Source organism: Chordicoccus furentiruminis (assembly GCF_019355395.1).
In the GTDB taxonomy this organism is placed as follows: Bacteria; Bacillota; Clostridia; order Lachnospirales; family Lachnospiraceae; genus Chordicoccus; species Chordicoccus furentiruminis.
The window spans coordinates 2063381-2085945 of record NZ_CP048829.1 but is presented as its reverse complement, the minus strand read 5'-3'; the positions used below and the strand labels follow the sequence as shown (position 1 = coordinate 2085945).

The window sequence follows — 22565 nt, the reverse complement described above, 5'->3', positions numbered from 1 at the left end:
GTTCCGATTCTCTTTCTCTGTTCTCAGCTGTGGAAATACCAGTTCGCCCCGATCTGCGTGGCGTCTCCGTTCGCATCGGAGTTGGCGATCCCGGTGCAGTCCGTGTTCCGGACGCCTCCCACCAGACAGTCGTTGACCGCCTGGCGCACAAAGTCGGGCACATTGCCGCCAAGACGCGTGGCGTAATCCGTCGCATACTGTCCCGGGGCGCTCAGCTGGGCCAGCGCGGTGGTGCCGTATCCGCCGTAGTTGCTGTCCGCCCGGTTCATTGCCGTCGAGATCACGGCCAGCGCGCCGTCATAGGAGGTATCATCCTCCGCGGCCACAATGGCATAAATCTTCTCCAGCTCTTCCCTTGAGTAGCCGGCCGCTCCGCTGTCGCTCCTCGCGTCCGTGGTCTCGCCGGAGGCGGTGTATGTCTCTTCCGAATCCGGATCCGCCTCTTCCGGAATATCATCCGATTCCGGCTGTGCGCCAGCTTCCTCTGTCTGATCCGTCTGATCTGTCTCCGCCGCGGTCAGCACCTCTCCGGACACACCGGCTTCAGACGGTTCGCTCTCCTCCGGCTGACTGACGGAAGCCGCCGCATCCGTGCTCTCCGCGCTTTCGGATGCCGTCTCCGCTGTGCCCGCTGTGCTCTCGGATGCCGCCTCAGCCGTGCCCGCTGTGCTCCCGGATGCTGTCTCCGTTGTGCTCGCGGACGCTGTCTCCGCTGTGCTCTCTCCGGACTGCTGCACCGTCACCTCGCCCTGCTCATGGAGGCCGGAAACCGTGTCATACTTCGTGAGGTCATACTGGTCGATGATCGCACGGATCTTGTCCTGGTACTGCGGATCGGTGGCGTAGCCCCTGAGTCCCACGGAGATCACGGTATTGACGTCCGTCACGCCGCGAAGCTCCGGATGAAGGCCGATCTTGAAGGCCGCGTAATCCATCATGCAGGACTCGATGTCCTCGTATGTCCGCATGGATTCGAAGCCCCACGACGTACCGCTCCCTGTGTACTGAGGCACCAGCCGGCTGACGGAGCCTCCCGTCCAGGGACTGATCCAGCGGCTGTTCAGCAGTTCGGCGTTCATACCCAGCACGTTGTTGTCCGACGCCTGCACGCTGGCCGCCGAGCCGCCGAAGGCGTTCCATCCGGATTCCTGAATCGCCTGGGCAATCAGGACGGACCGGCAGAATCCGTAAGCGTTCCACTCCTTCTCCGAAGCTGCCGCATACGCCTCGATGATCTTCTCCTGCGCCGCCGCGTCTCCTTCGTAAGCCGACCGTCCTTCCGCCACCAGTGAGGACGCCTGCGTCGTGTCTCCGCCGCTCACTGTCACGGTCTCTGGACGGGTGTCGTTCAGAATCCGGACCGCCCAGCACGCCTTGTCCGTATTGACCTTTGAGATGATGATGCCCGTGGTGGAGGAGCTCGCGTTGATCGCCATCCCGTTTCCGATCGACATCAGAACATGATAAACGGCTCCGTCCCGGGCATAGAAGATCAGATCGCCCGGCTCCGCCTCGGAAACCGGTATCTTCACGCCGACTTCCGCCTGCTCATAGGAGCAGCGGGGCAGTTCGATGCCGAAATGACGATAGATCTGCATGGTGAAGCCGGAGCAGTCCGTCCCGTTTGTCAGCGACTCTCCACCCCAGACATAAGGATTGCCGAGGAACTGCATTGCATAGCTGACGATCGACTGACGGTCCGCGCTGGCCGTGTCGAGGCCGCCGATCAGATTGACGACCGGCTTTGTCGTATAAAGCGAATAGCGGTACGCCGCGTTGTCCAGCGCGTTCACCTTCAGAACGGCCAGCTTCATCCTGTCCTCTCCGGCGGACTTGACGATCCGGTTCACGTCCTGGCCGCTGGTGATATCGCCTTTCCGCACGAAGCCCCTGACATCGCCGGACTCCACGAAGATCCAGTCTTCGTTCTCATCGTCGATGATGAAGCAGAGACTGCCCGCCGTCATCGTTCCGACAACGCGCGTACCGGTCCCCTTGCCTTCATAAAGATTGATCACCGTTCCGGCTTTTCCCGCAGCCAGCGCGTACTTCTTCGGAATCTGCCGGAAACCGGCGTTCAGGGCGAGCTGACGCTGCACCGCCGAAGCGAGATAGCTTCCGGAGTAATACGCGCGCCCGGACGAGCGGGGGTTCGAGGCTGTGCGGCGCTGCGCCTCGGCCTTTTTCTTCGCCTCTTCCTCAGCTTTCTTCTTTGCTTCCTCTTCGGCCTTCTTCTTCGCCTCTTCCTCAGCCTTCTTCTTTGCTTCCTCTTCGGCCTTCTTCTTCGCCTCTTCCTCAGCTTTCTTCTTCGCCTCTTCCTCGGCTTTCTTCTTCGCCTCTTCTTCGGCTTTCTTCTTCGCCTCTTCCTCGGCTTTCTTCTTCGCCTCTTCCTCGGCTTTCTTCTTCGCCTCTTCCTCGGCTTTCTTCTTCGCCTCTTCCTCGGCTTTCTTCTTCGCTTCTTCCTCGGCCTTCTTCTCCGCCTCTTCATCCGAATCCGTCTTTCCGGAATCCGGGTCTGTCTTTCCGGAGTCCGGATCATCCGAGTCAGTCGTCCCTGAGCCCGGATCCGTCTTTCCGGAGTCCGGATCAGCCGGGTCAGTCGTCCCTGAACCCGGATCCGTCTTTCCGGAGTCCGGATCAGCCGGGTCAGTCGTCCCTGAGCCCGGATCCGTCTTTCCGGAATCCGGATCGGCTGGGTTCTCCGGGGAACCGCTCTGGCTTCCGCTCTCGGAGCCCGTGCCGCCCTGATTCCCGCTCCCGGAGCTGCTCTGATTTCCGCCCTCCATCCCGGATCCGCCTGTCTCCGCGGAGCCGGATGAGGAAGACCCGCCCTCACCGCTGCCGCCGGACGGCGCGGCCGGCTGGTTGTCTTCTGCGGAAGACGGAGCCTGAGCGGCGGGTGCGGCCGGCTCATTCTTCTTATCCGTCTGATCCGCCTGCTGATCCTCAGCTGCCGCATCCTGCGCGGCATCCGCGCCGACCGTCACGGCCGGCGCGGCACAGGCCGTACTGACGGCCGTTCCTCCGATAAGCATTCCGGTCAGCAGGCAGCTGACCAGCTGATTTCTCTTCTTCAAAGCTTCCACTCCCTTTCCGTCTGATCCGTTCCCTTCGTCTGTCTGCTCCGATTATAGCATGGGCATCTCAGGTCGTGTGTGAACATTGATGCGGATATTCTTTTCTGTTCTGCCGCTTCAGGCGTAGATTTGTCTGCTTTTTTCTGATCTTCCGGACGTCCCCCGCGCTGATCAGCCGGGTCGTCCGGATCGCGTAGAACCGCCCGCTCTCCGCTTCTCTGACCCGGATCTTGCTTTTGACAAAACCGTGCCGTTCGCAGAATCCCACAGCGAGATGATTGCGGCCGCTTCCGTCCGCGAACCAGCGGATGACACGGCGCACGTTGCAGTGGCACTGAAAGCAGTGGACCGCCGTGACCTCCCGGTCCGCCATCAGCGCTTCCCGGGTGTCAAACTCCCGCGAGATGAATTTCTCATAGGTCTCGAACCGGAGAAAGATCTCTTCCTCCCTTGTCTTCGGATTCTGGAAGCAGTCGATGGAATCGTTTTTCGCGATCACCTCATCCGGAATCTTCGCAAGGATCCGCGCGGTGTAGGCCGCATCCTCCTTCGCGAAATGAAAGGCGCCGTCCTCCGGAAGCTGCAGAAAAGATACAGCGAAACTAAGCGAACGCCGCACGGACCGGGTCTCGAAGGCGATCGCAAACAGCTTCTGGACGTCCTTGTAGAGAATCGGGCCGGGCAGTCTGCCGAGCATTCCGTAATAGCGGAGATTCCGCTGCAGCTCCGTGAGATCCCCCGGTCCCCAGGTGCAGAACACAGGGTCTTCGCCGCACCATCGGAAAAACGCGTCCGCCGCTTCCGGGAAGGAGCGTCCTCCCGCGAGATCCGCCTCCCTCAGTCCGATGATCCGGCGCGTCTCCGCATGGAGGCGCCGGTACACCCTCGGCCGGATCAGCGCATGAAAGCTGTCAATATACTTCTTTTCCTGTGAGAGCCTGACGGCCCCGATTTCAATGATCTCAAAAGGAAGCGACGCGACCGAGGCGGCCTTGCCGTCCGGGCACTGATTCCATTCAAGATCGAATACAATATAGTTCATCAGTGAATCATTATACGTTCGGAGATAACCGGTTGCAAACGCGGATGGAGATTCCGCACCCCCTCTGTCCGGCTGCCGTAAAGGCTGACTCTTCTTCTATCAAAGCTGCGTTTCCACGAAAATCGAATAGATCGCGCGGATCGCCTTCTCGAAGTCCTCGTTGGCGACGCCGACGATGATGTTGAGCTCGGAGGACCCCTGATCGATCATCCGGATGTTGATCCTTGCGTGGGCCAGAGCGGAAAAGATCCGGGCCGCCGTGCCGCACATCGACTTCATGCCGCGTCCGACGACGGCAATCAGCGCAAGTCCCGACTCGATCTCGACGGAATCCGGCGAGGCGAGCCGGTGGATCGTGGAAACCACCCGCTGCTCCTTATCGAGGAACTCGCTCTCATGCACCACGACGGTCATCGTATCGATGCCGGACGGCATGTGTTCGAACGAAATATCGTTCTCCTCAAACGCCTGGAGCACCTTTCTCCCGAAGCCGATCTCGGAGTTCATCATCGCCTTCGTGATCAGCACCGCACAGAAACCCTTCTTGCCCGCAACGCCCGTGATCGTGTACTTCGGCTTTCTCGCCGTGCTTTCCACAATCCAGGTTCCCTCGTCCTCCGGGCAGTTCGTGTTCCGGATGTTGATCGGGATCCCCTTCGAGCGGACCGGAAAGATCGCGTCCTCGTGAAGAACGGAGGCTCCCATGTAGCTCAGCTCACGGAGCTCACGGTAGGTGATGGTATGGATCGGCGCCGGATCCTTCACGATCCGCGGATCCGTGATGAGAAAGCCCGACACATCGGTCCAGTTCTCATAGATATCCGCCCTCGCCGCACTGGCGACGATGGAGCCCGTGACGTCCGATCCTCCGCGGGAAAACGTCTTCACTTTCCCGTCCTTTCCCTGTCCGTAGAAGCCGGGGATCACCGCGTGCTCCGTCTCCCTGAGCCGTGCGGAGAGCACCTTTTCGGTCTTATAGGCGTTAAGGCCGCCCTCTTCATTGAAGAAAATCACATCGAAAGGATCGATGAAATCAAAGCCGAGATAGGCGGCCATCACGAGGCCGTTCAGGTATTCGCCCCGGGAAGCCGCGTAATCGCGCTCCGGATGCTCCTTCAGATTCTTCCGGATTTCCGCAAATTCCCCGTCGAGAGAGAAGTCCAGCGAAAGACCGGAAATAATGGCGTCATACCGCTCCCTTATGGCATCAAGCTGCGCGTCCAGCTCCCCGCTGCCCGCGGCGGCCAGATCATACGCTTTCAGCAGCATATCCGTCACCTTTGTATCCGTCGGATACCGGCGTCCGGGCGCGCTGGGTACGACGAACACCCTCGACGGATCCGCGTGGATGATGTCGGCCACTTTTCCGAACTGTGTGGCATCCGCCAGCGAACTCCCTCCGAATTTGACTACTTTGATCATCTTTTCTGCCTTCCTCCATCATCCTGCCTGCTTCAGCCTCCGCTTGAGGGCTCCACGCGACTTGCGCGCGGCCGCGGCATGTCTGTCACATGATAGCATAGAATAAAGCGGTTGGAAAAGTTTTTATTCCGGACAATCTCCCGGCCGGACGGCGTTTCCCGTACGGACCGGCTCAGTAGGAGCGGTCGTCAATGACACGCTGCGTCACCACCGTCACGTCCCGGGTGATGCCGTCAGCCGTCACGGATGGAACCGTGCTGTCGGCGGCGAACAGCCCTTCCTCGACATACTGCGTCTTGCTGACCTCCCCGCCCTCTTCCAGCTTTTCGATGATCGAGCGGATCCGGGGCCCGTGCAGCGGATTGCACTCACCGTCCACGGCGATCTGACCGTTCTTCACGTAGGTCAGCGCCTTCTTCGCGGCGTCAAAGGAGATCACCAGAATGTCTCCCCCCGCGAGATCCGTACCGGGCGTCCGTCCCGCCTTCAGAATGGCGTCGATCGCGCCGTACGCCTCGTTGTCATTGTCGCAGTACACGACATTGAGAGAAGGATAGGCCGCGAGCATTTCTTCCATCGCCTCGCGCCCCTTCGCCTGCGTAAACTCGCCTCTCGTCTGGGCGAGAAGCTCCCAGCCGTACGCGCTGCAGGACTCCTTCAGCGCTCCGTCCCGGCCGATCTGCGGTGTCGAGCCGAGTGTACCCTGAAGATTGACGATCTTCAGCGATTCGTCGGGAATTCCCTTCGCCGCGCACCACGCGTGCAGCCACTCACACGCCATCCGTCCCTCGAGAAGGCAGTCCGATCCGACCCAGGCGGCGTACAGGGAGTCATCCTGCACGCGGATCTGACGGTCCGCGACGATCACGGGGATCCCGGCCTCCTTCGCCTCCTTCAGCACTGTATCCCAGCCGTCCTCGATGATCGGCTCCAGCACAATGTAATCGACTTCCTGCTGGATGAAGTTCCGGATCGCCACGATCTGGTTGTCGGGATCGTTCTGTCCGTCATCAAAAAGCAGGCGATACCCGTTTTTTGTGGAAAATGCATCCTCAATCGAGACCGAATTGGCCCTGCGCCAGTCGGACTCCTCTCCCACCTGGGCAAATCCGACCGTGATCAGGCCGGCGTCGGACGAACTTTCCGCCGACGCCGTCTCCCCGCTTCCGGCCGTCCAGGGAAGCGCAGGCGCGCCGCAGCCCGCCAGCAGCGCCGCGCATCCGGCCGCGGCCGCCATTCTCAGCCAGTTCATCTCCGTCCCCCTCCTTCCGACGCAGACATTGACATAACACCGATCCGCCGTTCCTTATCAGCCGGCCTCCGGCCGGACGCCTTCCTCGCCGTCAGGATGGATCACCTTCGGGATCCTGACTGTGATGCGGCTTCCGACGCCGTACTCGCTCTCGGCGCTGACCCCGTAGCCTTCACCGTAGCGGAGACGGATCCTCTGCTCCACATTCGCGATGCCGAAGCCGTGCCTCGAGTGATCCGTCGCGATCTCACCGGCGATCAGTTTCCGCATCCGGTCAAGCTCGGCCGGCATCATGCCGATCCCGTCGTCCTCCACCGTGAACAGAAGATCGTTTCCTTCCTCCCGTCCCCGGACGGTGATCAGGCCTTTTCCCCGCTTGTTCTTGATCCCGTGATACAGCGCGTTCTCCACGATCGGCTGCAGCGTCAGCTTCATCACGAAATAGTGCTCGATCGACTCGGGAATATCGATCTCGTAGTCCAGAATGTCCGCGTACCGGAACCGCTGAATCTCCAGATAGCTGCGGATATGGCTCCGCTCCTCCGCCACCGTGATCCAGTCACGTCCCTTGCTGAGCGTCGTCCGGAAGAAGTCCGACAGCGAGGAGACCATGCTCACCGCCTGCTCCTTCTGTCCCGATTCGACCAGCCACATGATCGCGTCCAGCGTATTGTAGAGGAAATGCGGGTTGATCTGGGCCTGCAGGATCCTCAGCTCGGCGTCCTTCGCGTTCTTCTGCTCGATCCGGATATCTTCCACCAGTTTTCCGATCTCCGTCACCATGCTGTTGAAGCTGTCCGCCAGCGTATCCAGCTCGTCGCCGCTCCGCGTCCCGATCCGCACCGAGAAGTCTCCGCGCGCGAACTGCTCCGTCTTCGCGCACATCCGGCGGATCGGCTCGGTGATTCTTCTGGAAATGCCGGTGGCGGTGAGCAGCGTCAGGGCGAGCAGGACACAGACCAGAAGGATGAGGACCGTCATCGACCAGGAAACCTGACGGGAAATGCTTGCCTGCACCCGCTCCATATTGGCCACCTCAAGCGAGATGTAGTCCACGATGTCCTTCTGGATGAGGCCGGTGAGCGTGTTGATGTTGGCCTTCAGCATCTCCATGCTCTCGTCGTAGCGGTCGCCTTTCTCCACGTTGACGATGATGTCGTCGATCCGCAGCTTCAGAGAATCGAGCATCTTTCCGATCGCGTCGATGTCGCTCCGGGTGCTCACATCCGTCGTCGTCCGGCGGAGCTCGCCGAGCCGTTTCTTGAACTCCCGGATCTGGACGTACGGATTGCCGGTGCTGTCCTTGTTTTTCAGCTCATTCCAGTCGTACGTCTCGACAATGATGTAGTACATCGTCCCGTTCATATTTTTCTCGAACGAGACGTTATAATCATTAATCATCGTGATGTTCTGCACGCTCTGGTCGTACTGCTGGTAAAACGCGTCGATGGTGAAGATCGCGTAGACGGCCACCGCCGTCATCGGCAGCACGGACATCCAGACCAGCAGCATGATCTTCCTGCGGATCCCGCCGCGCCGCTTCCCCGCGTGGTCCTTTTCTCCTTTTTTCCGGAACATAATCCCCAGTCTCCGTCCTCAGCTCTGGTCCGGCTCCCCGTCCTTCGCCCGCTCCTGCCGGAACTCCTTCGGCGTCATTCCCTGCGTCTTCTTGAAGATATAATAGAAGTAATGCGGGTCCGAATAGCCGACATCCAGCGCGATCTCCGAGCCCGGCGCCTCCGTTGTCAGCAGCATGTCCTTCGCTTTCTCCATCCGCACCTCCGTCAGAAATTCGATGAACGTGCTGCCCGTCGAGGAACTGAAGAGGCGGCTCAGATGGTTCGCGCTGACGCCCACCGCCTCCGCCACAGTGCCGAGCGAAATGTCGTTCTGCGTGAAATTCCGGTAGATATACTGCTTCGCCTCCGCCACGATGGAGCCGTACCGGCTCTCCGACTGCGCGTCCCGCGCCTCCAGCGCCGCCGTGAAGATTTTCGACAGATACTCCGCGATCCCGTCCACCGACGCGATCCGCGCGGGATCCGTGAACCGACCCAGTTTTTTCTCGATGGTCTCGTTGTCGAGTCCCGCCGACTGCAGGAAGGAGGCCGTCGTCAGATAGGTATTCATCACGATATACTGACGGACCATCTGCGAGTTGAGATTCGCCGCCGACAGCCCCGAGAAGCAGTCCTTCACGAAGGCGGGCACATCCTGCTCCGTTCCGCTCCGCAGGAAATGAAACAGCATCCGGCGGTCGATCTTTCCGATGTCAAACCCGCTCAGAGAGAAGGCGTCTTCGTCCCGCTTCCGCTCCGGAACAGCCGTATCAGCGTTCTCCTTCTCCTCGTCCTCACCGGTGAAGATCCGGCTGGCATCGCAGAGGAACCTTCTGGCGAACCGCCGGTTCGCTTCCCGGTAGGACTGATTGATCTCGCGGATCCGTTCGACCGGCTCCCCGACCGACGCGAAGAAGAGAATGTCCGGCGAGCCGCCGGCGATGCCGGCTGCCGTGCGCAGCTCCTCCCCGGTCCGCCGCTTCAGCGTGTCGGGATCAGGCGCCATCACCAGCATCACCACGACGCCTCCGATCTGCTCGTAGAGCCCGATGTCGGGTTTTTGCTCCGCCATATCGAGGATGGCGGCCAGCGCGTCCGCGATGGCCGCCGGCTCCTGATCCGCCCCTGCGCTCTCGCTGTCCCTGACACTCAGCTGCATCAGGATGATGCCGTAATACGCCGCCGCGAGACTGACGCCCAGCGTCTGACCGCGCTCGATCACGTCGGCCATCGCGAGCTTGCCGTCGATGACGCTGCGGATCAGATTCTGCTTCTCGTACTTCAGTCTCTCGGCATGCTCCGCCTCGTAGACCTCCTTGTAGTTGGTCTGCTGCCGGTCCGCTTCAATTCCCTTGCTCACGGTCCTCAGCGTATCCATCAGCTTCGCCCCGGACACCGGTTTCAGCAGATACTCGGTGACACCGATCGAAATCGCCTCCTTGGCGTAGGCGAAGTCATCATAGCCGCTCAAGATCACGATTCTCGTCTTCGGAAGCTTCTTCCGCACGAGACGCGAGAGATCGAGTCCGTCCATAAAAGGCATGCGGATATCGGTGATCAGGATGTCCGGCTCGGCCTTCAGAATCATCTGATACGCCTTCTCTCCGTCTCCTGCCTCGCCGACCAGCTCGCAGCCCGCCGCGCTCCAGTCGACGGTCCGCTTGATCGCCTCCCGGATGATATATTCGTCTTCCACTAAAAATACCCGGATCATACGCTCCTCCGCGTCTATCGTACCACATTTCAGACCGTTTCCGAACCCCGTTCCGGGCAGCCGCGCCCCTGACACCGGAAAAGTTCCGCTCCGGCCGCTCCCCGGAAATATCCGCCGGAATAAAAAAGCGCGGCACGCTTCTGCAGCAGGACCGTCCTCAATGCAGTCTCTGCGCCGCGCTCCGCGTACGCCGAAACGGACGTCCGGCGGACGCCCGTTTCCGTATAGCATGAAGAGAATGTATTACTTCCCTCTGTTCTTGATGTACGCGAACACGCTCTGCAGGAGAATGAACACGCACAGAAGAGCAGCCGTCATGATGTTGGCCCAGCTTGAGAGAAGCTTGCCGTTGGTCATGACAAGGGTTGTAATCGTACCGGTGATCAGCACGCCGACAAGAGAGCCCCAGACGTTCCCGACGCCGCCTGTCAGCAGCGTGCCGCCGATGACAGCGGCCGCGATGGCGGACATCTCAAGTCCCTTCGCCTGCGTGACCGCGCCGGTCATCGTGTTGAGGCAGAACAGGATGCCTCCGATGGAGCAGAGAACCGAAGAAAGCACATACGCCTCCAGCTTCACCTTCCGGACGTTCAGACCCATCATCTTTGCCGACTGCTCGTTGCCGCCGACCGCGTAGAGGACGCGCCCGAACTTCGTGTATTTCAGAACAAACCAGATCGCGACGACAACCAGAAGCGCGATGATGACGGTCGGCCGGATGAACGGCGCGATCATGCGCCCCTTGCGGTTGGCGTAGCCGAGGAACGCCGGCAGCGTGATCTTCGCGTTCGCCCATCCGTAGAAGAGCGGCGAGGCGTCCATGGTGATGGAGACCTGATCCGTATTGATCACGGCAGTCATGCCGCGTGCGAAGAACATCCCGGCCATCGTGACGATGAACGGCTGTATTTCCATGTAGCTGACGAGAAAGCCCTGAACCAGCCCGAAGACGACGCCGATGACCATCACGAAGACGACAAGGGCAATCGCGTTCATATGCTTGTTCGTCATCCCGTCCGCCAGAATCATGCAGTCCATCGCGATCAGCGAACCGACCGAAATATCGATGCCGCCCGTCAGCATGACGCAGGTCATGCCGCAGGTGACGCAGATCAGGCCCGCGTTCGTGATGAACAGATTCAGGAAGGTCTGGAAATGGGTGAAGCCCTTGTCCGCGTAGATCACGCATCCCGCCGCGTACATCACGACGAACAGGACGCAGGTGATGAGAAGCAGCAGATTGTTGCCGTTGATCCGCTTTCCCGCGGCGGCTGTCTTATTCTTTTCCATCACGCAACGGCCTCCTTTCCGGCTGCCTTTTTCTTCTCCTGTCTCGCTCTCCAGTTCTTGAAGACCGGGGACTGGACGACGACGATGACGACGACGATGACGGCCTTGAAGACCGGCGCCTGATCCGTGGAGACGCCCATCGCCAGCAGCGTGGTGGTGATCGCCTGAATCGTATAAGCGCCGATGATCGAACCGGCCATATTGAACTTGCCGCCGGCCAGCGAGTTGCCGCCGAGCGCCACGGAAAGGATCGCGTCCAGTTCGTAGTTGAGGCCGATGTTGTTGGAATCCGCCGAGTAGATGCGGGACGAGGCGATCATGCCCGCGATGCCCGCACAGAGGCCGCAGATCGTGTAGCAGATGAAGCAGATCATGTCCGAGTTGATGCCGCAGATCCGGGAGGCCCGGCTGTTGATGCCGACCGACTGGATATACAGCTCCAGCGACGACTTCTTCAGAATCAGCTCCGCGATCAGAATCACGACGACTGTCACAAGGATCGGCGTCGGAATCGGGCAGCCCGGCAGGAAGTTTCCGAGATACTTGTAGGGCTCATAGCGGATATAGGTGATCTGGTTGTTGCAGAGCAGAAGCCCCACCGCGCGCGCGGCCGTAAACAGGATCAGCGTGGCGACCATCGGCTGAATTTTCAGCTTCGCGACCATCGCGCCGTTGATCATGCCGCAGACAATGCCGTAGATGATGCCGACGAGAATGCCGATTCCGATAGGATAGAGCACCGTCGTCACCGAAGTGTTCCCGTAGCCGGTCAGCACCATGCAGCCGCCGCAGGCCGCCAGCGCCATCACCGACCCGACCGAGATATCGGTTCCCGCCGAAACCGCAACCACCAGTGTCTGGCCGACGGCGAGGATCGCGATCTCAGAACCGCGGTTCAGAACATCGATCAGACGGCCGTAGAGGACGCCGTTCTTGATCGAGACTGAGAAGAAGCTCACATCCTTGAACAGATTGATCAGAAGAACCAGGAAGAGACAGAGAATCGGAAGAAACAGCGGGCTCTTCTTCAGTTTATTCCACGTTTTCATCAGCTCTCACCTCCCGCGATCGCAGCCATCACCGTCTCCTGATTGAGCTCGGTTTCCTTCGAATCCAGCTCGCCTACCTTCTGTCCGTCTCGCATGATGCAGATCCGGCTGCAGGTACGCAGCATCTCGTCGATCTCCGATGAGATGAAGATTACGCTCATGCCCTTGCCGGCCAGCTGAAGGACCAGCTTCTGGATTTCGGTCTTTGTTCCGATATCGATGCCGCGGGTCGGCTCGTCAAGGATCAGAAATTCCGGGTTCGTGGCGAGCCAGCGGGCGAGGATCACCTTCTGCTGGTTGCCGCCGGAGAGCTGGCTGAGCAATGTCTCTCTCGAAGCGGTCTTGATGGACAGCACCTTGATGAAATGATCCGCGATCTCATTCTGCTTCGCCATCGGGATCCGCTTGAAGAGTCCGGTTCTCGCCTGAAGGGCGATGAGGATGTTCTCTCTGACGGAGAGGCCGCCGATGCAGCCGTCCAGCTTCCGGTCGTCCGGAAGGTAGCCCATGCCGGCCTTGATCGAATCGATGGGCGCCGTGATTTTCAGCACCTTCCCCTTCATCTTCTCCGTACCGGTCTGCGCCGCGTCCACGCCGTAGATACAGCGGACCAGTTCACTCCGGCCGGAGCCGAGCAGTCCGGCGAGTCCCACGACCTCGCCCTTGCGGATGGAGAAGTTGAACGGCTTGATCGTTCCGCGGTGGCTGAGGCCCTCCGCCTCGTACTCCACCTCTCCCGTGGAAATCTGTCCGCCCTCCTTCTTGATCGCGGCAAGATCGTCGAAGTCTTTTCCGAGCATCGCGGCGACCAGCTTGACGCGCGGCAGCTCCGCCACAGAGTAGTCTCCGACAAAGGTTCCGTTCCGCATGACCGTGATCCGGTCGCAGACCTCGTAGACCTGATCGAGGAAGTGCGTGACGAAGATGATGCCGACGCCCCGCTGCCGGAGCTCTCTCATCATATGAAACAGCTTCTCCACCTCGTTGTCATCGAGAGATGAGGTCGGCTCGTCGAGGATGAGGCACTTGCAGTCCATATCGACGGCGCGCGCGATCGCGATCATCTGCTGGATGGCGATGGAGTAATTTTCAAGCGTCTGTGTCACATCGACCGCAATCTGGAGCTGATCCATCAGCTTCTGCGCGTTCTGGTTCATCTTCTTCCAGTCGATCGTGTGAAATTTCGTTCTCGGCTCACGGCCGATGAAAAGGTTCTCCGCCACTGTGAGGTTCGGGCAGAGATTGACCTCCTGATACACCGTCGCGATGCCGATGTTCTGGGCGTCCATTGTGGAGTGGCAGCGGATGTTGCCCTCCACGCCGTCCATATGGATCTCGCCGCTGTCCCTCTCATAGACACCGGTGAGACATTTGATAATCGTGGACTTTCCGGCGCCGTTCTCTCCCATCAGGGCGTGAATCTCGCCCTTTCTCAGAGTGAGCTGCGCGTGGTCAAGCGCGACAACGCCGGGGAACGTCTTGACGATATCCGTCATCTGAATCAGTACATTCTCTTCTTTTGCCATTTTGCAATCCCCCGCTCTTCTCTCTGCCGGAGATCTGCTTCATCTCCGGCTTGAAAAAGGCGGCTCCCCGACCGGAGGGCCGCCCTTCTTTCAGCTTCCGGCTGCGGTGCCGGAGGCCGTTTCTTCGGGTTAATCAGTAGCCTGCGTCCACGATGTCCTGCGTGACGACGATCATGTCTTCCGTGACATCCTTGCCGGCTGCATTCTTATAAGAAACGGACTTCACTGTATCGTCATGGCAGTACCACGGCTCAGCCATGAAGGTCTGCTTCTCATAGTCTTCACCGTTGGCCAGCTGCTTGACCAGCTTCGCGCAATCCGGTCCCTGCAGCGGGTTGCACTGGAAGTCAGCGGTGATCAGGCCGTCCATCGTATCCTGAAGGCCTGCCTTGCATGCGTCGAAGGAGATGACGATGACATCGCCGTCCGGTCCGACCTTGATGCCGGCCTGTTTCATCGCGTCGATGGCGCCGAACGCTTCGTTATCGTTCTGGCAGACGACCACGTTGAACTTGCCTTCATAGGACTTGCAGTAAGACTCCATAACCTTCTGGCCGCCGTCCTGCGTGAAATCACCGGTCTGCTCGTCCAGCTTGTTCCAGCCCTCGGACTTGACATACTCGTCGAAGCCGGTGGAACGGCCGATCTGAGCGGAGGAGCCGGTCGTGCCGGAGATCACCAGAATGTTGAGGTCGCTGATGTTCTTCGCCTTGGCGTATTCCTTCAGCCACGCGCCGGCCGCAAGACCTTCGTTCTTGGTCTCCGTGCCGATCCATGCCGTGTACTTGTCGGAATCGTCGATCGTACGGTCGATGACGATGACCGGGATATCCGCATCCTGCGCCTCGGTAAGGACGGTGTCCCATCCGGTGGAGACGATCGGGTCGATGATGATGTAGTCAACCTGCTGCTCGATGAAGTTGCGGACCGACTCGATCTGCTTCTGGGAATCATTGTCGCAGTCCACGAACTGAAGATCGAAGCCCTTATCCTTTGAGAACGCTTCCTTCACGGAGTTGGTGGAAGCGGTACGCCAGTCGGACTCATGTCCCACCTGAGAAAAACCGACGGTGATCAGATCGCCGCTGGCCGCCTCGGCCACGCTGCTGTCCGCCATCACCGGCGCTGCCAGCGAAGCTGCCATCACTGCTGTCAAACCAAACGCAATTGCTTTTTTCATGCTCTTCTCCTTTTTGTGGAATGAACGGGTTACCGGATGGGGTCTTCCATCCATGTGGGATCCGGCCGTTTTCTGCGCCCTTCCCGACTACATCGACAAGTTTACCAGCAGAGGCGCTCACAGAAAATACACATTTTATCCGTTTTGGTTTGATTTTTACACTTTGTTCACATTTTAGTTGGCGTATATGTACATATAATCCACTTTCACGGCCGTATATTTGTGTATTTCGCGCTGGTCAATGTTCATTTTTTTATTTCTGAAGGTGTATTTTTTGATCCCGTACGGAAAACGGCGCTTCTTTTCCGGGACATACAGGCCGCCGCCTGCTATATTCAGAATAGAAAAAGAGAGGAGATGATGCGAATGGAGATTCTGCTGCCGCTTCTGACCGGCTATCTGTTCGGGAGCATTCTGACCGCGGAGCTTGTATCCCGCCTCAGCACCGGGCAGTCCGTCTTCTCCATCGGTACAGGCAACCCCGGGATGGCAAACGTAATGGCCGTCATCGGAAAAAAAGAAGGATTTCTCGTACTGGCCGGAGACATCCTGAAAACCGGAGCGGCCCTCGCGGCGGTCTGGCTGCTCTTTCTCCGCGGCCGTCTGTCTCCTTCGTCCGGCTGGCCGCTGCTTGAGGAACCGGCGCTTCTTGCGGGACTCGGCGTGCTGCTCGGCCATAACTGGCCCGCCTGGCACCGTTTCCACGGAGGCAAGGGCGTCACCGTCACCTGCGCCTGGCTGATTCTGGCCCTGCCCGGCTGGGGAACCGCCGCCTGTCTTGCCGGCGGAGCCGTCACGCTGCTGACGGGCTATCTGCCGCTGGGCGCCGTTCTCATCGGCGCACTGGGTGCGCTGGCCGGATTTGCCGCCGCGGGTCCGCGCACCGGTCTTTTCTTCACGGCCGCGGCGCTCATCATGCTGTCCCGTCATATTCACGGGCTGAAGCGGATCGCGGCCGGAACCGAACCCCGTCACTTCAGAAAGCGCTGAGGACAGGCAAGGGGCAGGAATGCCGACTCCCGGACGGGAGCGGCATTCCTGCCCCTTTTCCTTTCACATCAGGCTGCCGCACGGCTGTTCGAAACCGGGCGTTGTAATCCGGTCTCCACCGGTCGTCATGTCCATCCGCTCAGCCACACGTTCCGGATTTTGCGTACCAGCGGGATCGTCCCGCACTCCGCCTTCTGCTCGAGAAGCAGCATGCTCTTCCTCTCATGCGGGAAAATCGCGAAGTAGCAGCCCGTCCAGCTGTCCCAGCCGTACTCGTCCATACGCGCAAGACCGGCATAGCGGCCCGGATCCGTCATCCGCCTCAGCAGATGCTGATAAGTGAAGCCGCCCATCGCGCCGAAGAGGCGGTCCATCTCCGCCTGCTGAATCGGTGAAAGGGATCCGGACGTGAGGAACCGTACCGTCTCCGGCTGCAGAATCCGGACGCCGTTCACCTTTCCCTCCCCCATCAGCATCGCGATCAGCTTCGAGTAATCGTCCAGAGAAGAAACGAGTCCCGCGCCACCGCACTCAAAGGCCGGCCGCCGGTCCATCGCCATCGGGACCAGAAGCGGATCGGCCGTGTAGCGCCGCATCGGCGCGCCGCCGTCCGGGTTTCTCACGATCCGGCGGCGGTTTGGCTTTTTCCCGTCTGAGCCGGCCGCCCCGGCGCATCCTTCCGTCTCCTCAAAGGATCGCCGCATCGTCCCGTCGACCTCCCGGTAGACATGCGCAAGACGCGGCTGCTTTTCCTCCGGAACATAGAAATCCGTATCGGTCATCCCCATCGGAAGCAGGACATTTTCCTTCAGCCAGTCGCCGTACCGTTCGCCCGTCACGCACTCGATCACCGCGCCGAGCACATCCGCCGAATAGCCGTACCGCCAGGATGATTCCGGCTCGAACGCCCGCGGCAGCTCGCTGAGTGCACGCGCAAAATCGACCGTCCCGACGGCCTCATCGGTATGGAGCCGTCTTGTCTCCTCAATCATCCGCTTCATGGTCATCAGGTCGGCTGCCGTCCGGCCGTCCCCGTATGTCAGACCGGACGTCATGTTGAGAAGATCCAGAACGGTCATCTGCTTTCTGCAGGGCACCCGCTTCTTTCCCTCCATCACATAATCGCCGCCGAAGCCGGGAATCAGTTCCTTCACGGGCTGGCCGAGGTCGAGCATTCCTTTCTCCATCAGCACCATCGCGGCCACCGCCGTGACAGGCTTCGTCATCGAGAACATACGGAAGAGGCAGTCCCGTGTCATCGGTTTTTCTTCCTCAATCCGTGCATAGCCGTGCTCCGTGTAAAAGGTTTCCCTGCCGTCCTCCGTGACAGCAAACAGCGCACCCGCCGTCGTCCCGTCATGAACGGCGTCCTCGATCAGTCCGTCGATCGCCCGTTTCGTCTCTTCCTTCATTCCGTTTCCTTTCCCGCCCGTCCTGTTGTTTTTCCGATTCTGTCCGAAGAAGGGCTCTTCAGGAAAGCTTCATATCGCCGTCCTTCACCCATCCGAGACGGCGCAGCCCGAGATTGATCAGCGGGCAGAGCACTGCGGGAAGGATAAAGGAGATCATCAGCAGGCCGAACCAGTCAGAGGGCGTGACGGCGGCCTTCGTTCCGGCAGCGATGTCATTGACCCAACCGGTGTAAACGCCGATCTGACCGACAAGACCGCAGGTTCCCATACCGGAGGAGACGGGTGCCCCGTCCATCGTCAGATGGAAGACGCAGGTTGCCAGCGGTCCGGTGACCGCCGACGTGAGGATCGGCGCAATCCAGATCCTCGGATTGCGGACGATATTGCCCATCTGAAGCATCGAGGTTCCGATTCCCTGGGAAACCAGTCCGCCCCAGCGGTTTTCCGGGAAAGACATCACCGCGAAACCCACCATCTGCGCGCAGCAGCCGGCGACCGCCGCGCCTCCCGCGAGGCCGGTAAGGCTCAGCGCGGCGCAGATCGCCGCGGAGGAGATCGGCAGGGTCAGCGCCACGCCGACGACCACGGAGACGATGATCCCCATCAGGAACGGCTGCTGTCCCGTCGCCCACATAATCACGGTGCCGACCCGGCTGGCCGCCGCGCCGATCGCCGGCGCCCACCACGCGGAGAGGCCGACGCCGGCGCCGATCGTGACGAGCGGCGTGACGAGGATGTCGACCTTCGTTTCCTTCGACACCGCCTTGCCGGCCTCAGACGCGATGATCGCAACGAAGAGCACCGCCAGAGGGCCGCCCGCGCCGCCCAGTGCGTTGGAGGCGAAGCCGACTGTGATCAGGGAAAACAGCACCAGCGGCGGGCAGTGCAGCGCGTATCCGATCGCGCATGCCATCGCCGGACCGCTCATCGCGGTGGCCAGTCCGCCGACCGTGTACTCCTCGCCGGCGATCGTCGCGACCGGACTCGTCAGCCAGCCGACCCCGAACTGCTTTCCGATCGTGTTGATGATGGTCCCGATCAGCAGGGAACAGAAAAGTCCCTGCGCCATCGCGCCGAGGGCGTCGATGCCGTACCGCTTCAGTGAAATCTCGATATCCTTTCGTTTCAGAAATGCCTTGAATCTGTCCATCGGACTGTCCTCTCCCCTCCCCGGCTCCGCCGGGTCATGAAAAACAGCCGGAGCCTTCCGGCCGCTTCATTTCCACCTTTCCGCGCGGCTTCCCCTCACGCTGCCGGAGGCAGACGCACGAAAAGCCGTTTCTCCGCTCTGCTGCGCGGAGAAACGGCTTTACGCCTTCTTTTTATTCCTGTTCCGCAGCCTTCAGATGCTGCGTCTCCTCGATTTCCATGATCTGTGCGACCCGTCTCGCGTGACGGCCGCCCTCGAAGGAGGCTGAAAGCCACTCCTCCACGATCATCTTGGCCATCTCGACGCCCACGACGCGGGCGCCGAACGCGATGATATTGGAATTATTGTGCATCTTCGACAGCCGGGCCGAATACGGCTCGCTGCAGACGCAGGCCCGGATGCCGCGCACCTTGTTGGCAGCCAGTGAAATCCCGATGCCGGTTCCGCAGATCGCGATACCTCCGTCCACCTCGCCGTCTGCCACCAGACGGGCGATCCGGTAGCCGCTGACGGCATAGTCGAACCGCTCTGTCGAGTCTGTGCCGACATTGACGACCTCAATGCCCTTCTCCTTCAGCCAGGCCATGATCTCGTTCTTCATCGCCACGCCTGTGTGGTCGTTTCCGATTGCCAGTTTCATTCTGCCCGTATCCTCCTGTTGTTTGTCAGATCGCCGCACAGGCCGCGAGCGCCGCCACCGCGCCGTCCGCCGCCGCCGTCGTCAGCTGCCGCACTTCCTTGGTCCGGCAGTCTCCCGCCGTAAACACACCCGGCGTCGCCGTGCGGCAGTCCTCGCCGGCTTCGATGTAGCCCCGGCCGTCGAGCCTTGCCACGTCCGCAAACGCACCGTTGTCCGGTTCCTGGCCGATCGCGACGAAAAGGCCGGCCACCGGCAGCGTCGATTCCTTGCCGTCCTTTTTGTTCTTCAGTCTGACCGCTTCAAGGCTTTTCTCCCCGATCAGCTCCGTCACCGTGGAATTGAGGATCATTGTCACGTTGTCCCGCTTCTTCAACTCTTCCAGATCCGCGCTGGCGGCCCGGAATCCGTCCCTCCGGTGAATCAGCCAGACATGGCTGCAGTAATTGGAGAGGAACAGCGCGTCGCCGACAGCGGTCGAGCCTCCTCCGTTGACGGCTACCTCCTTTCCCTTGAAGAACATCCCGTCGCACGTCGCGCAGTAGGAAATGCCGTGTCCGAGCAGCTCATCCTCACGCGCAAGTCCCAGATGACGGTTCTTCGCGCCGGTAGCGAGGATCACGGCCTTTGCCTGATAGGTCTTTCCGGAAGCGGTCCTGACCGTCCGCACATCCCCATCCTTCTCCACAGACGTCACCGTCTCATATGCGATCTCCGCACCGAACGCCGTCGCCTGCTCGAAAAGAGTCTGGGTGAAATCAAAGCCCGACACTTTTTTGAGCCCGGGGTAGTTCTCGATCTCCGGCGTATTCACGATCTGCCCGCCGACCATTTTCGCTTCCAGAAGGAGCGCGCTGCGGCCGGCCCGCCGCACATAAATCGCCGCTGTCAGTCCGGCCGGTCCTGCGCCCACAATGATCACGTCATACATCAGCGGTCCCCCCTTCTCAGCCCTTCACAAGTTCCAGAATCCGGTCCTTCGGGATGACGCCGACGGATGTGCGCGCGGCCTTCCCGTTTTCGAACACGATCAGCGTCGGGATCGACGCCACGCCGTACCGCTGCGCGAGCTCCCCTTCCTCATCCACATTGACTGACGCCACCTTGAAGCCCTCCGCCTCCGCCGCCACCTGGGCGATAACGGGCGAAAGCATCCTGCAGGGTCCGCACCAGCTGGCCCAGAAATCTACCAGCACCGGCTCGCTGCTCTTCAGAACCACATCGTCAAATGTATCGACTGTCACTTTGATTACTTCCATTGCATTTCTCCTTTTATAATCCGGCGGACGTCTCGTCCTTCCTTGCATGAACAGGTTCATCTTTATCTAACTAAATCTGACTATTTTTGTCAAGTTTTTTATCTGTCCAATCACACAGAATCCTTCTGTCCGTCAGACCTCGCCGCGTCCCGCCAGCAGACCGCTCAGTTATCCGCTCGCGAAAAGGCGTTCTTCATCCGCGCGCTGGCCTCATCGAGCACCTTTTTCAGCACGCTGTCCGTCTCTTCTCTGAGCATCGCCGCGATCTCTCCGTTGGCCCGCTCTCTCAGCTTCTCGCGGAGATCCGGGTCCGTTTCCGCCGTCTGGGCGGCATCGCAAACGTTGAGAATGTTCCGGCTCTTCGCCATCACCGTCATCTGATAGCGCTCCACAGCCTGAATGCAGGATCCGTACGCCGCGTCGGCCAGCGCCGCCGTCAGACGTGACGCCCAGTAGAAGCTGTCAGTGGTAACCCGCGACGGCGTCTCGGCGAGATAAGCCGGTGTCTCGTTTACATTCGGATAGAAAGGCACCAGCGCGTTGAACACGTTGGACGCGAACGCCACCCATTCGACGGCCGCAAAGTCGGCCGGCAGACCCGGGCGCTGCTCATGGATCGAGAGGAAATTGGTCCGGTTGATGCCGATCGCGCGGTAGCGTCCCCGCTCGGACGGATTTCCGTATGTGGCGTACGGATCATAGGGCGTTCCCTGATAATGGCTTGAAAGCGCGTATCTCACATCCTCCACCGTGATCTTCCGTTCCGGCACGACACACCACGGAAGATCATCGTCCTCCGGGCGGCAGTCCGCGTCGGGACCGTCGTAGGTGCCGTCGTGAGGCGCAAAATACCGCATCATATACCAGGCTCTTGGCGTATTGTAGACATGATCCTGATCCGAATGGCTCCCGAATGCCTCTCTCGGGTTGAAAAGACCTTCATCCGGCTCCTCTTCCTCATCGCCGTCCATGTCTCCCCGCATCGTCAGGTCGAGATGGTACCGCTCCATAAATTCCGGAAGGTCGGCGGAGCACATGAATTCCTCCTGCGCGCCCATAGCGTCCGTCAGATCGAAGACATCGATCCCCAGCTGATTCGGCATCAGCACGCAGGCATTGTCCGGCACACGGCGGGCGATCCAGTGATGGCCGCCGATCGTCTCCAGCCACCAGATTTCATCGCTGTCCTGAAACGCGATGCCGTTCATCTCATAGGTTCCGTACCGCGTCAGCAGATCGCCCAGTCGGCGCACGCCTTCCCGTGCGCTGCGGATATACGGAAGCACGATCGAGACCATATCCTCCTCTCCGATGCCGCCGGCCCGCTCGGGACTGACCTCGGTTTCAATCACGGTTCCGTCCTCCTGGCGTTTCTTCTCTGTCCGGGCCGGCTGGTACAGAACCAGCGGATCGGCGCCGAGCACCCGCGAATTGGATGTAATTGTCTCCGTCGCGGTCATCGAGACATTGGCTTCATTGGTGCCAGCCGCCGCCCAGACGCCTTCGTCCGGGACAGCGTTCGGCATCATGGTCGTTCTGAGTGACTCCGCCGGAAGCTCAATCTCCAGATGAGAGAGCACCGAGCGGTACCGGACCGGCTGATCGCCGGGGTGAAGGACGATGCACTTCTTCGGATTAAAATGACCGACGCCTCCGGCGTCCTCGTTCCTCGCGATCATCGTCGAGCCGTTGTAGGACGCGTCCTTTCCGACCAGCACTGTTGTACAGGGCATATCCGATTCCTCCTTAAAAAAGCACAGTCAATGATGTTCTCCGGCTGCCGCGGTTCTCTCGGAGCCGTCCGCTTCCATCCGCCGGACATTTCCAGTATACCGCCAAATTTCTCACGGGCAAGCGGAAGTGGCATCCGGAGACAGCCGGCCCGGCGAGGCCGGCGGGGTCTCCGTTCCCGAAACCGGATGCGCACGTCCGGAGCAGCCGGGCGGATCCGTAGCGTAATCACCGGCCTTCCGCCTCCCTCCGCGTTGCGTTCCGGCCGCGAATCA

General features: G+C 60.2%; 17 protein-coding genes. 1 reads left to right on the top strand and 16 read right to left on the bottom strand.

Annotation, left to right across the window (positions count from 1 at the left end; genetic code table 11):
- Window positions 1–23: 23 nt before the first annotated feature.
- The 10 genes from tolA to G4C92_RS09505 form a co-directional block, all read right to left on the bottom strand.
- The gene (gene tolA, locus G4C92_RS09550) at window positions 24–3077 is read right to left on the bottom strand and encodes a cell envelope integrity protein TolA (protein ID WP_274939636.1); all 3054 of its coding nucleotides are present in this window, start codon (window positions 3075–3077) and stop codon (window positions 24–26) included.
- Window positions 3078–3144: 67 nt separating this feature from the next.
- The gene (locus tag G4C92_RS09545; protein ID WP_274939635.1) at window positions 3145–4119 is read right to left on the bottom strand and encodes a 3'-5' exonuclease; all 975 of its coding nucleotides are present in this window, start codon (window positions 4117–4119) and stop codon (window positions 3145–3147) included.
- Between the two features lie 99 nt (window positions 4120–4218).
- Entirely contained in the window at window positions 4219–5541 is a 1323-nt protein-coding gene (locus tag G4C92_RS09540; RefSeq protein ID WP_274939634.1) for an aspartate kinase, read from the bottom strand.
- Window positions 5542–5713: 172 nt separating this feature from the next.
- The gene (locus G4C92_RS09535; RefSeq protein ID WP_274939633.1) at window positions 5714–6793 is read right to left on the bottom strand and encodes an ABC transporter substrate-binding protein; all 1080 of its coding nucleotides are present in this window, start codon (window positions 6791–6793) and stop codon (window positions 5714–5716) included.
- Window positions 6794–6850: 57 nt separating this feature from the next.
- A complete protein-coding gene (locus tag G4C92_RS09530) occupies window positions 6851–8371 on the bottom strand; it encodes a sensor histidine kinase (protein WP_274939632.1) in 1521 nt (506 codons plus the stop codon).
- An 18-nt stretch (window positions 8372–8389) separates the two neighbouring features.
- Window positions 8390–10066 (bottom strand): response regulator transcription factor, encoded by a 1677-nt coding sequence (locus G4C92_RS09525; RefSeq protein WP_274939631.1) that lies wholly within the window; start codon window positions 10064–10066, stop codon window positions 8390–8392.
- Window positions 10067–10309: 243 nt separating this feature from the next.
- Window positions 10310–11356: an ABC transporter permease subunit gene (locus tag G4C92_RS09520; RefSeq protein ID WP_274939630.1), complete on the bottom strand. Its 1047-nt coding sequence runs from the start codon at window positions 11354–11356 to the stop codon at window positions 10310–10312.
- The gene (locus G4C92_RS09515) at window positions 11356–12405 is read right to left on the bottom strand and encodes an ABC transporter permease (protein ID WP_274939629.1); all 1050 of its coding nucleotides are present in this window, start codon (window positions 12403–12405) and stop codon (window positions 11356–11358) included. Before G4C92_RS09515 ends, G4C92_RS09520 begins: the two co-directional genes overlap by 1 nt.
- Window positions 12405–13931, bottom strand: a complete 1527-nt coding sequence (locus G4C92_RS09510) for a sugar ABC transporter ATP-binding protein (RefSeq protein WP_274939628.1) — start codon at window positions 13929–13931, stop codon at window positions 12405–12407. Before G4C92_RS09510 ends, G4C92_RS09515 begins: the two co-directional genes overlap by 1 nt.
- Window positions 13932–14064: 133 nt before the next feature.
- On the bottom strand, window positions 14065–15111 hold the full coding sequence (locus G4C92_RS09505) for an ABC transporter substrate-binding protein (protein ID WP_274939627.1): 1047 nt from the start codon (window positions 15109–15111) through the stop codon (window positions 14065–14067).
- 366 nt (window positions 15112–15477) lie between these two features.
- On the opposite strand from G4C92_RS09505, the gene G4C92_RS09500 reads away from it, so the two are divergent.
- A complete protein-coding gene (locus G4C92_RS09500; RefSeq protein WP_274939626.1) occupies window positions 15478–16101 on the top strand; it encodes a glycerol-3-phosphate acyltransferase in 624 nt (207 codons plus the stop codon).
- A gap of 125 nt (window positions 16102–16226) precedes the next feature.
- On the opposite strand, the gene G4C92_RS09495 is transcribed toward G4C92_RS09500, so the two are convergent.
- From G4C92_RS09495 to G4C92_RS09470, 6 genes are all read right to left on the bottom strand, one after another.
- The gene (locus G4C92_RS09495) at window positions 16227–17513 is read right to left on the bottom strand and encodes a serine hydrolase domain-containing protein (protein ID WP_274939625.1); all 1287 of its coding nucleotides are present in this window, start codon (window positions 17511–17513) and stop codon (window positions 16227–16229) included.
- Between the two features lie 58 nt (window positions 17514–17571).
- Window positions 17572–18663 (bottom strand): PTS transporter subunit IIC, encoded by a 1092-nt coding sequence (locus G4C92_RS09490; protein ID WP_274939624.1) that lies wholly within the window; start codon window positions 18661–18663, stop codon window positions 17572–17574.
- A gap of 172 nt (window positions 18664–18835) precedes the next feature.
- Window positions 18836–19303, bottom strand: a complete 468-nt coding sequence (gene rpiB / locus G4C92_RS09485) for a ribose 5-phosphate isomerase B (RefSeq protein WP_274939623.1) — start codon at window positions 19301–19303, stop codon at window positions 18836–18838.
- Between the two features lie 25 nt (window positions 19304–19328).
- Window positions 19329–20231 carry a thioredoxin-disulfide reductase gene (gene trxB / locus G4C92_RS09480; protein WP_274939622.1) on the bottom strand — a complete coding sequence of 301 codons (903 nt, stop codon included), beginning with the start codon at window positions 20229–20231 and terminating at the stop codon, window positions 19329–19331.
- 16 nt (window positions 20232–20247) lie between these two features.
- A complete protein-coding gene (gene trxA / locus G4C92_RS09475) occupies window positions 20248–20559 on the bottom strand; it encodes a thioredoxin (RefSeq protein ID WP_274939621.1) in 312 nt (103 codons plus the stop codon).
- Between the two features lie 164 nt (window positions 20560–20723).
- Window positions 20724–22292, bottom strand: coding sequence for a C69 family dipeptidase (locus G4C92_RS09470; protein ID WP_274939620.1), 1569 nt, complete (start codon window positions 22290–22292; stop codon window positions 20724–20726).
- Window positions 22293–22565 lie beyond the last annotated feature (273 nt).

What these genes read in the sequence shown, in the direction of transcription:
- G4C92_RS09545 (WP_274939635.1), bottom strand. Translation starts at nt 4,119, where the DNA reads ATGAACTATATTGTATTCGATCTTGAATGGAATCAGTGCCCGGACGGC.
- G4C92_RS09540 (WP_274939634.1), bottom strand. Translation starts at nt 5,541, where the DNA reads ATGATCAAAGTAGTCAAATTCGGAGGGAGTTCGCTGGCGGATGCCACA.
- G4C92_RS09535 (WP_274939633.1), bottom strand. Translation starts at nt 6,793, where the DNA reads ATGAACTGGCTGAGAATGGCGGCCGCGGCCGGATGCGCGGCGCTGCTG.
- G4C92_RS09530 (WP_274939632.1), bottom strand. Translation starts at nt 8,371, where the DNA reads ATGTTCCGGAAAAAAGGAGAAAAGGACCACGCGGGGAAGCGGCGCGGC.
- G4C92_RS09525 (WP_274939631.1), bottom strand. Translation starts at nt 10,066, where the DNA reads ATGATCCGGGTATTTTTAGTGGAAGACGAATATATCATCCGGGAGGCG.
- G4C92_RS09520 (WP_274939630.1), bottom strand. Translation starts at nt 11,356, where the DNA reads ATGGAAAAGAATAAGACAGCCGCCGCGGGAAAGCGGATCAACGGCAAC.
- G4C92_RS09515 (WP_274939629.1), bottom strand. Translation starts at nt 12,405, where the DNA reads ATGAAAACGTGGAATAAACTGAAGAAGAGCCCGCTGTTTCTTCCGATT.
- G4C92_RS09510 (WP_274939628.1), bottom strand. Translation starts at nt 13,931, where the DNA reads ATGGCAAAAGAAGAGAATGTACTGATTCAGATGACGGATATCGTCAAG.
- G4C92_RS09505 (WP_274939627.1), bottom strand. Translation starts at nt 15,111, where the DNA reads ATGAAAAAAGCAATTGCGTTTGGTTTGACAGCAGTGATGGCAGCTTCG.
- G4C92_RS09500 (WP_274939626.1), top strand. Translation starts at nt 15,478, where the DNA reads ATGGAGATTCTGCTGCCGCTTCTGACCGGCTATCTGTTCGGGAGCATT.
- G4C92_RS09495 (WP_274939625.1), bottom strand. Translation starts at nt 17,513, where the DNA reads ATGAAGGAAGAGACGAAACGGGCGATCGACGGACTGATCGAGGACGCC.
- G4C92_RS09490 (WP_274939624.1), bottom strand. Translation starts at nt 18,663, where the DNA reads ATGGACAGATTCAAGGCATTTCTGAAACGAAAGGATATCGAGATTTCA.
- rpiB (WP_274939623.1), bottom strand. Translation starts at nt 19,303, where the DNA reads ATGAAACTGGCAATCGGAAACGACCACACAGGCGTGGCGATGAAGAAC.
- trxB (WP_274939622.1), bottom strand. Translation starts at nt 20,231, where the DNA reads ATGTATGACGTGATCATTGTGGGCGCAGGACCGGCCGGACTGACAGCG.
- trxA (WP_274939621.1), bottom strand. Translation starts at nt 20,559, where the DNA reads ATGGAAGTAATCAAAGTGACAGTCGATACATTTGACGATGTGGTTCTG.
- G4C92_RS09470 (WP_274939620.1), bottom strand. Translation starts at nt 22,292, where the DNA reads ATGCCCTGTACAACAGTGCTGGTCGGAAAGGACGCGTCCTACAACGGC.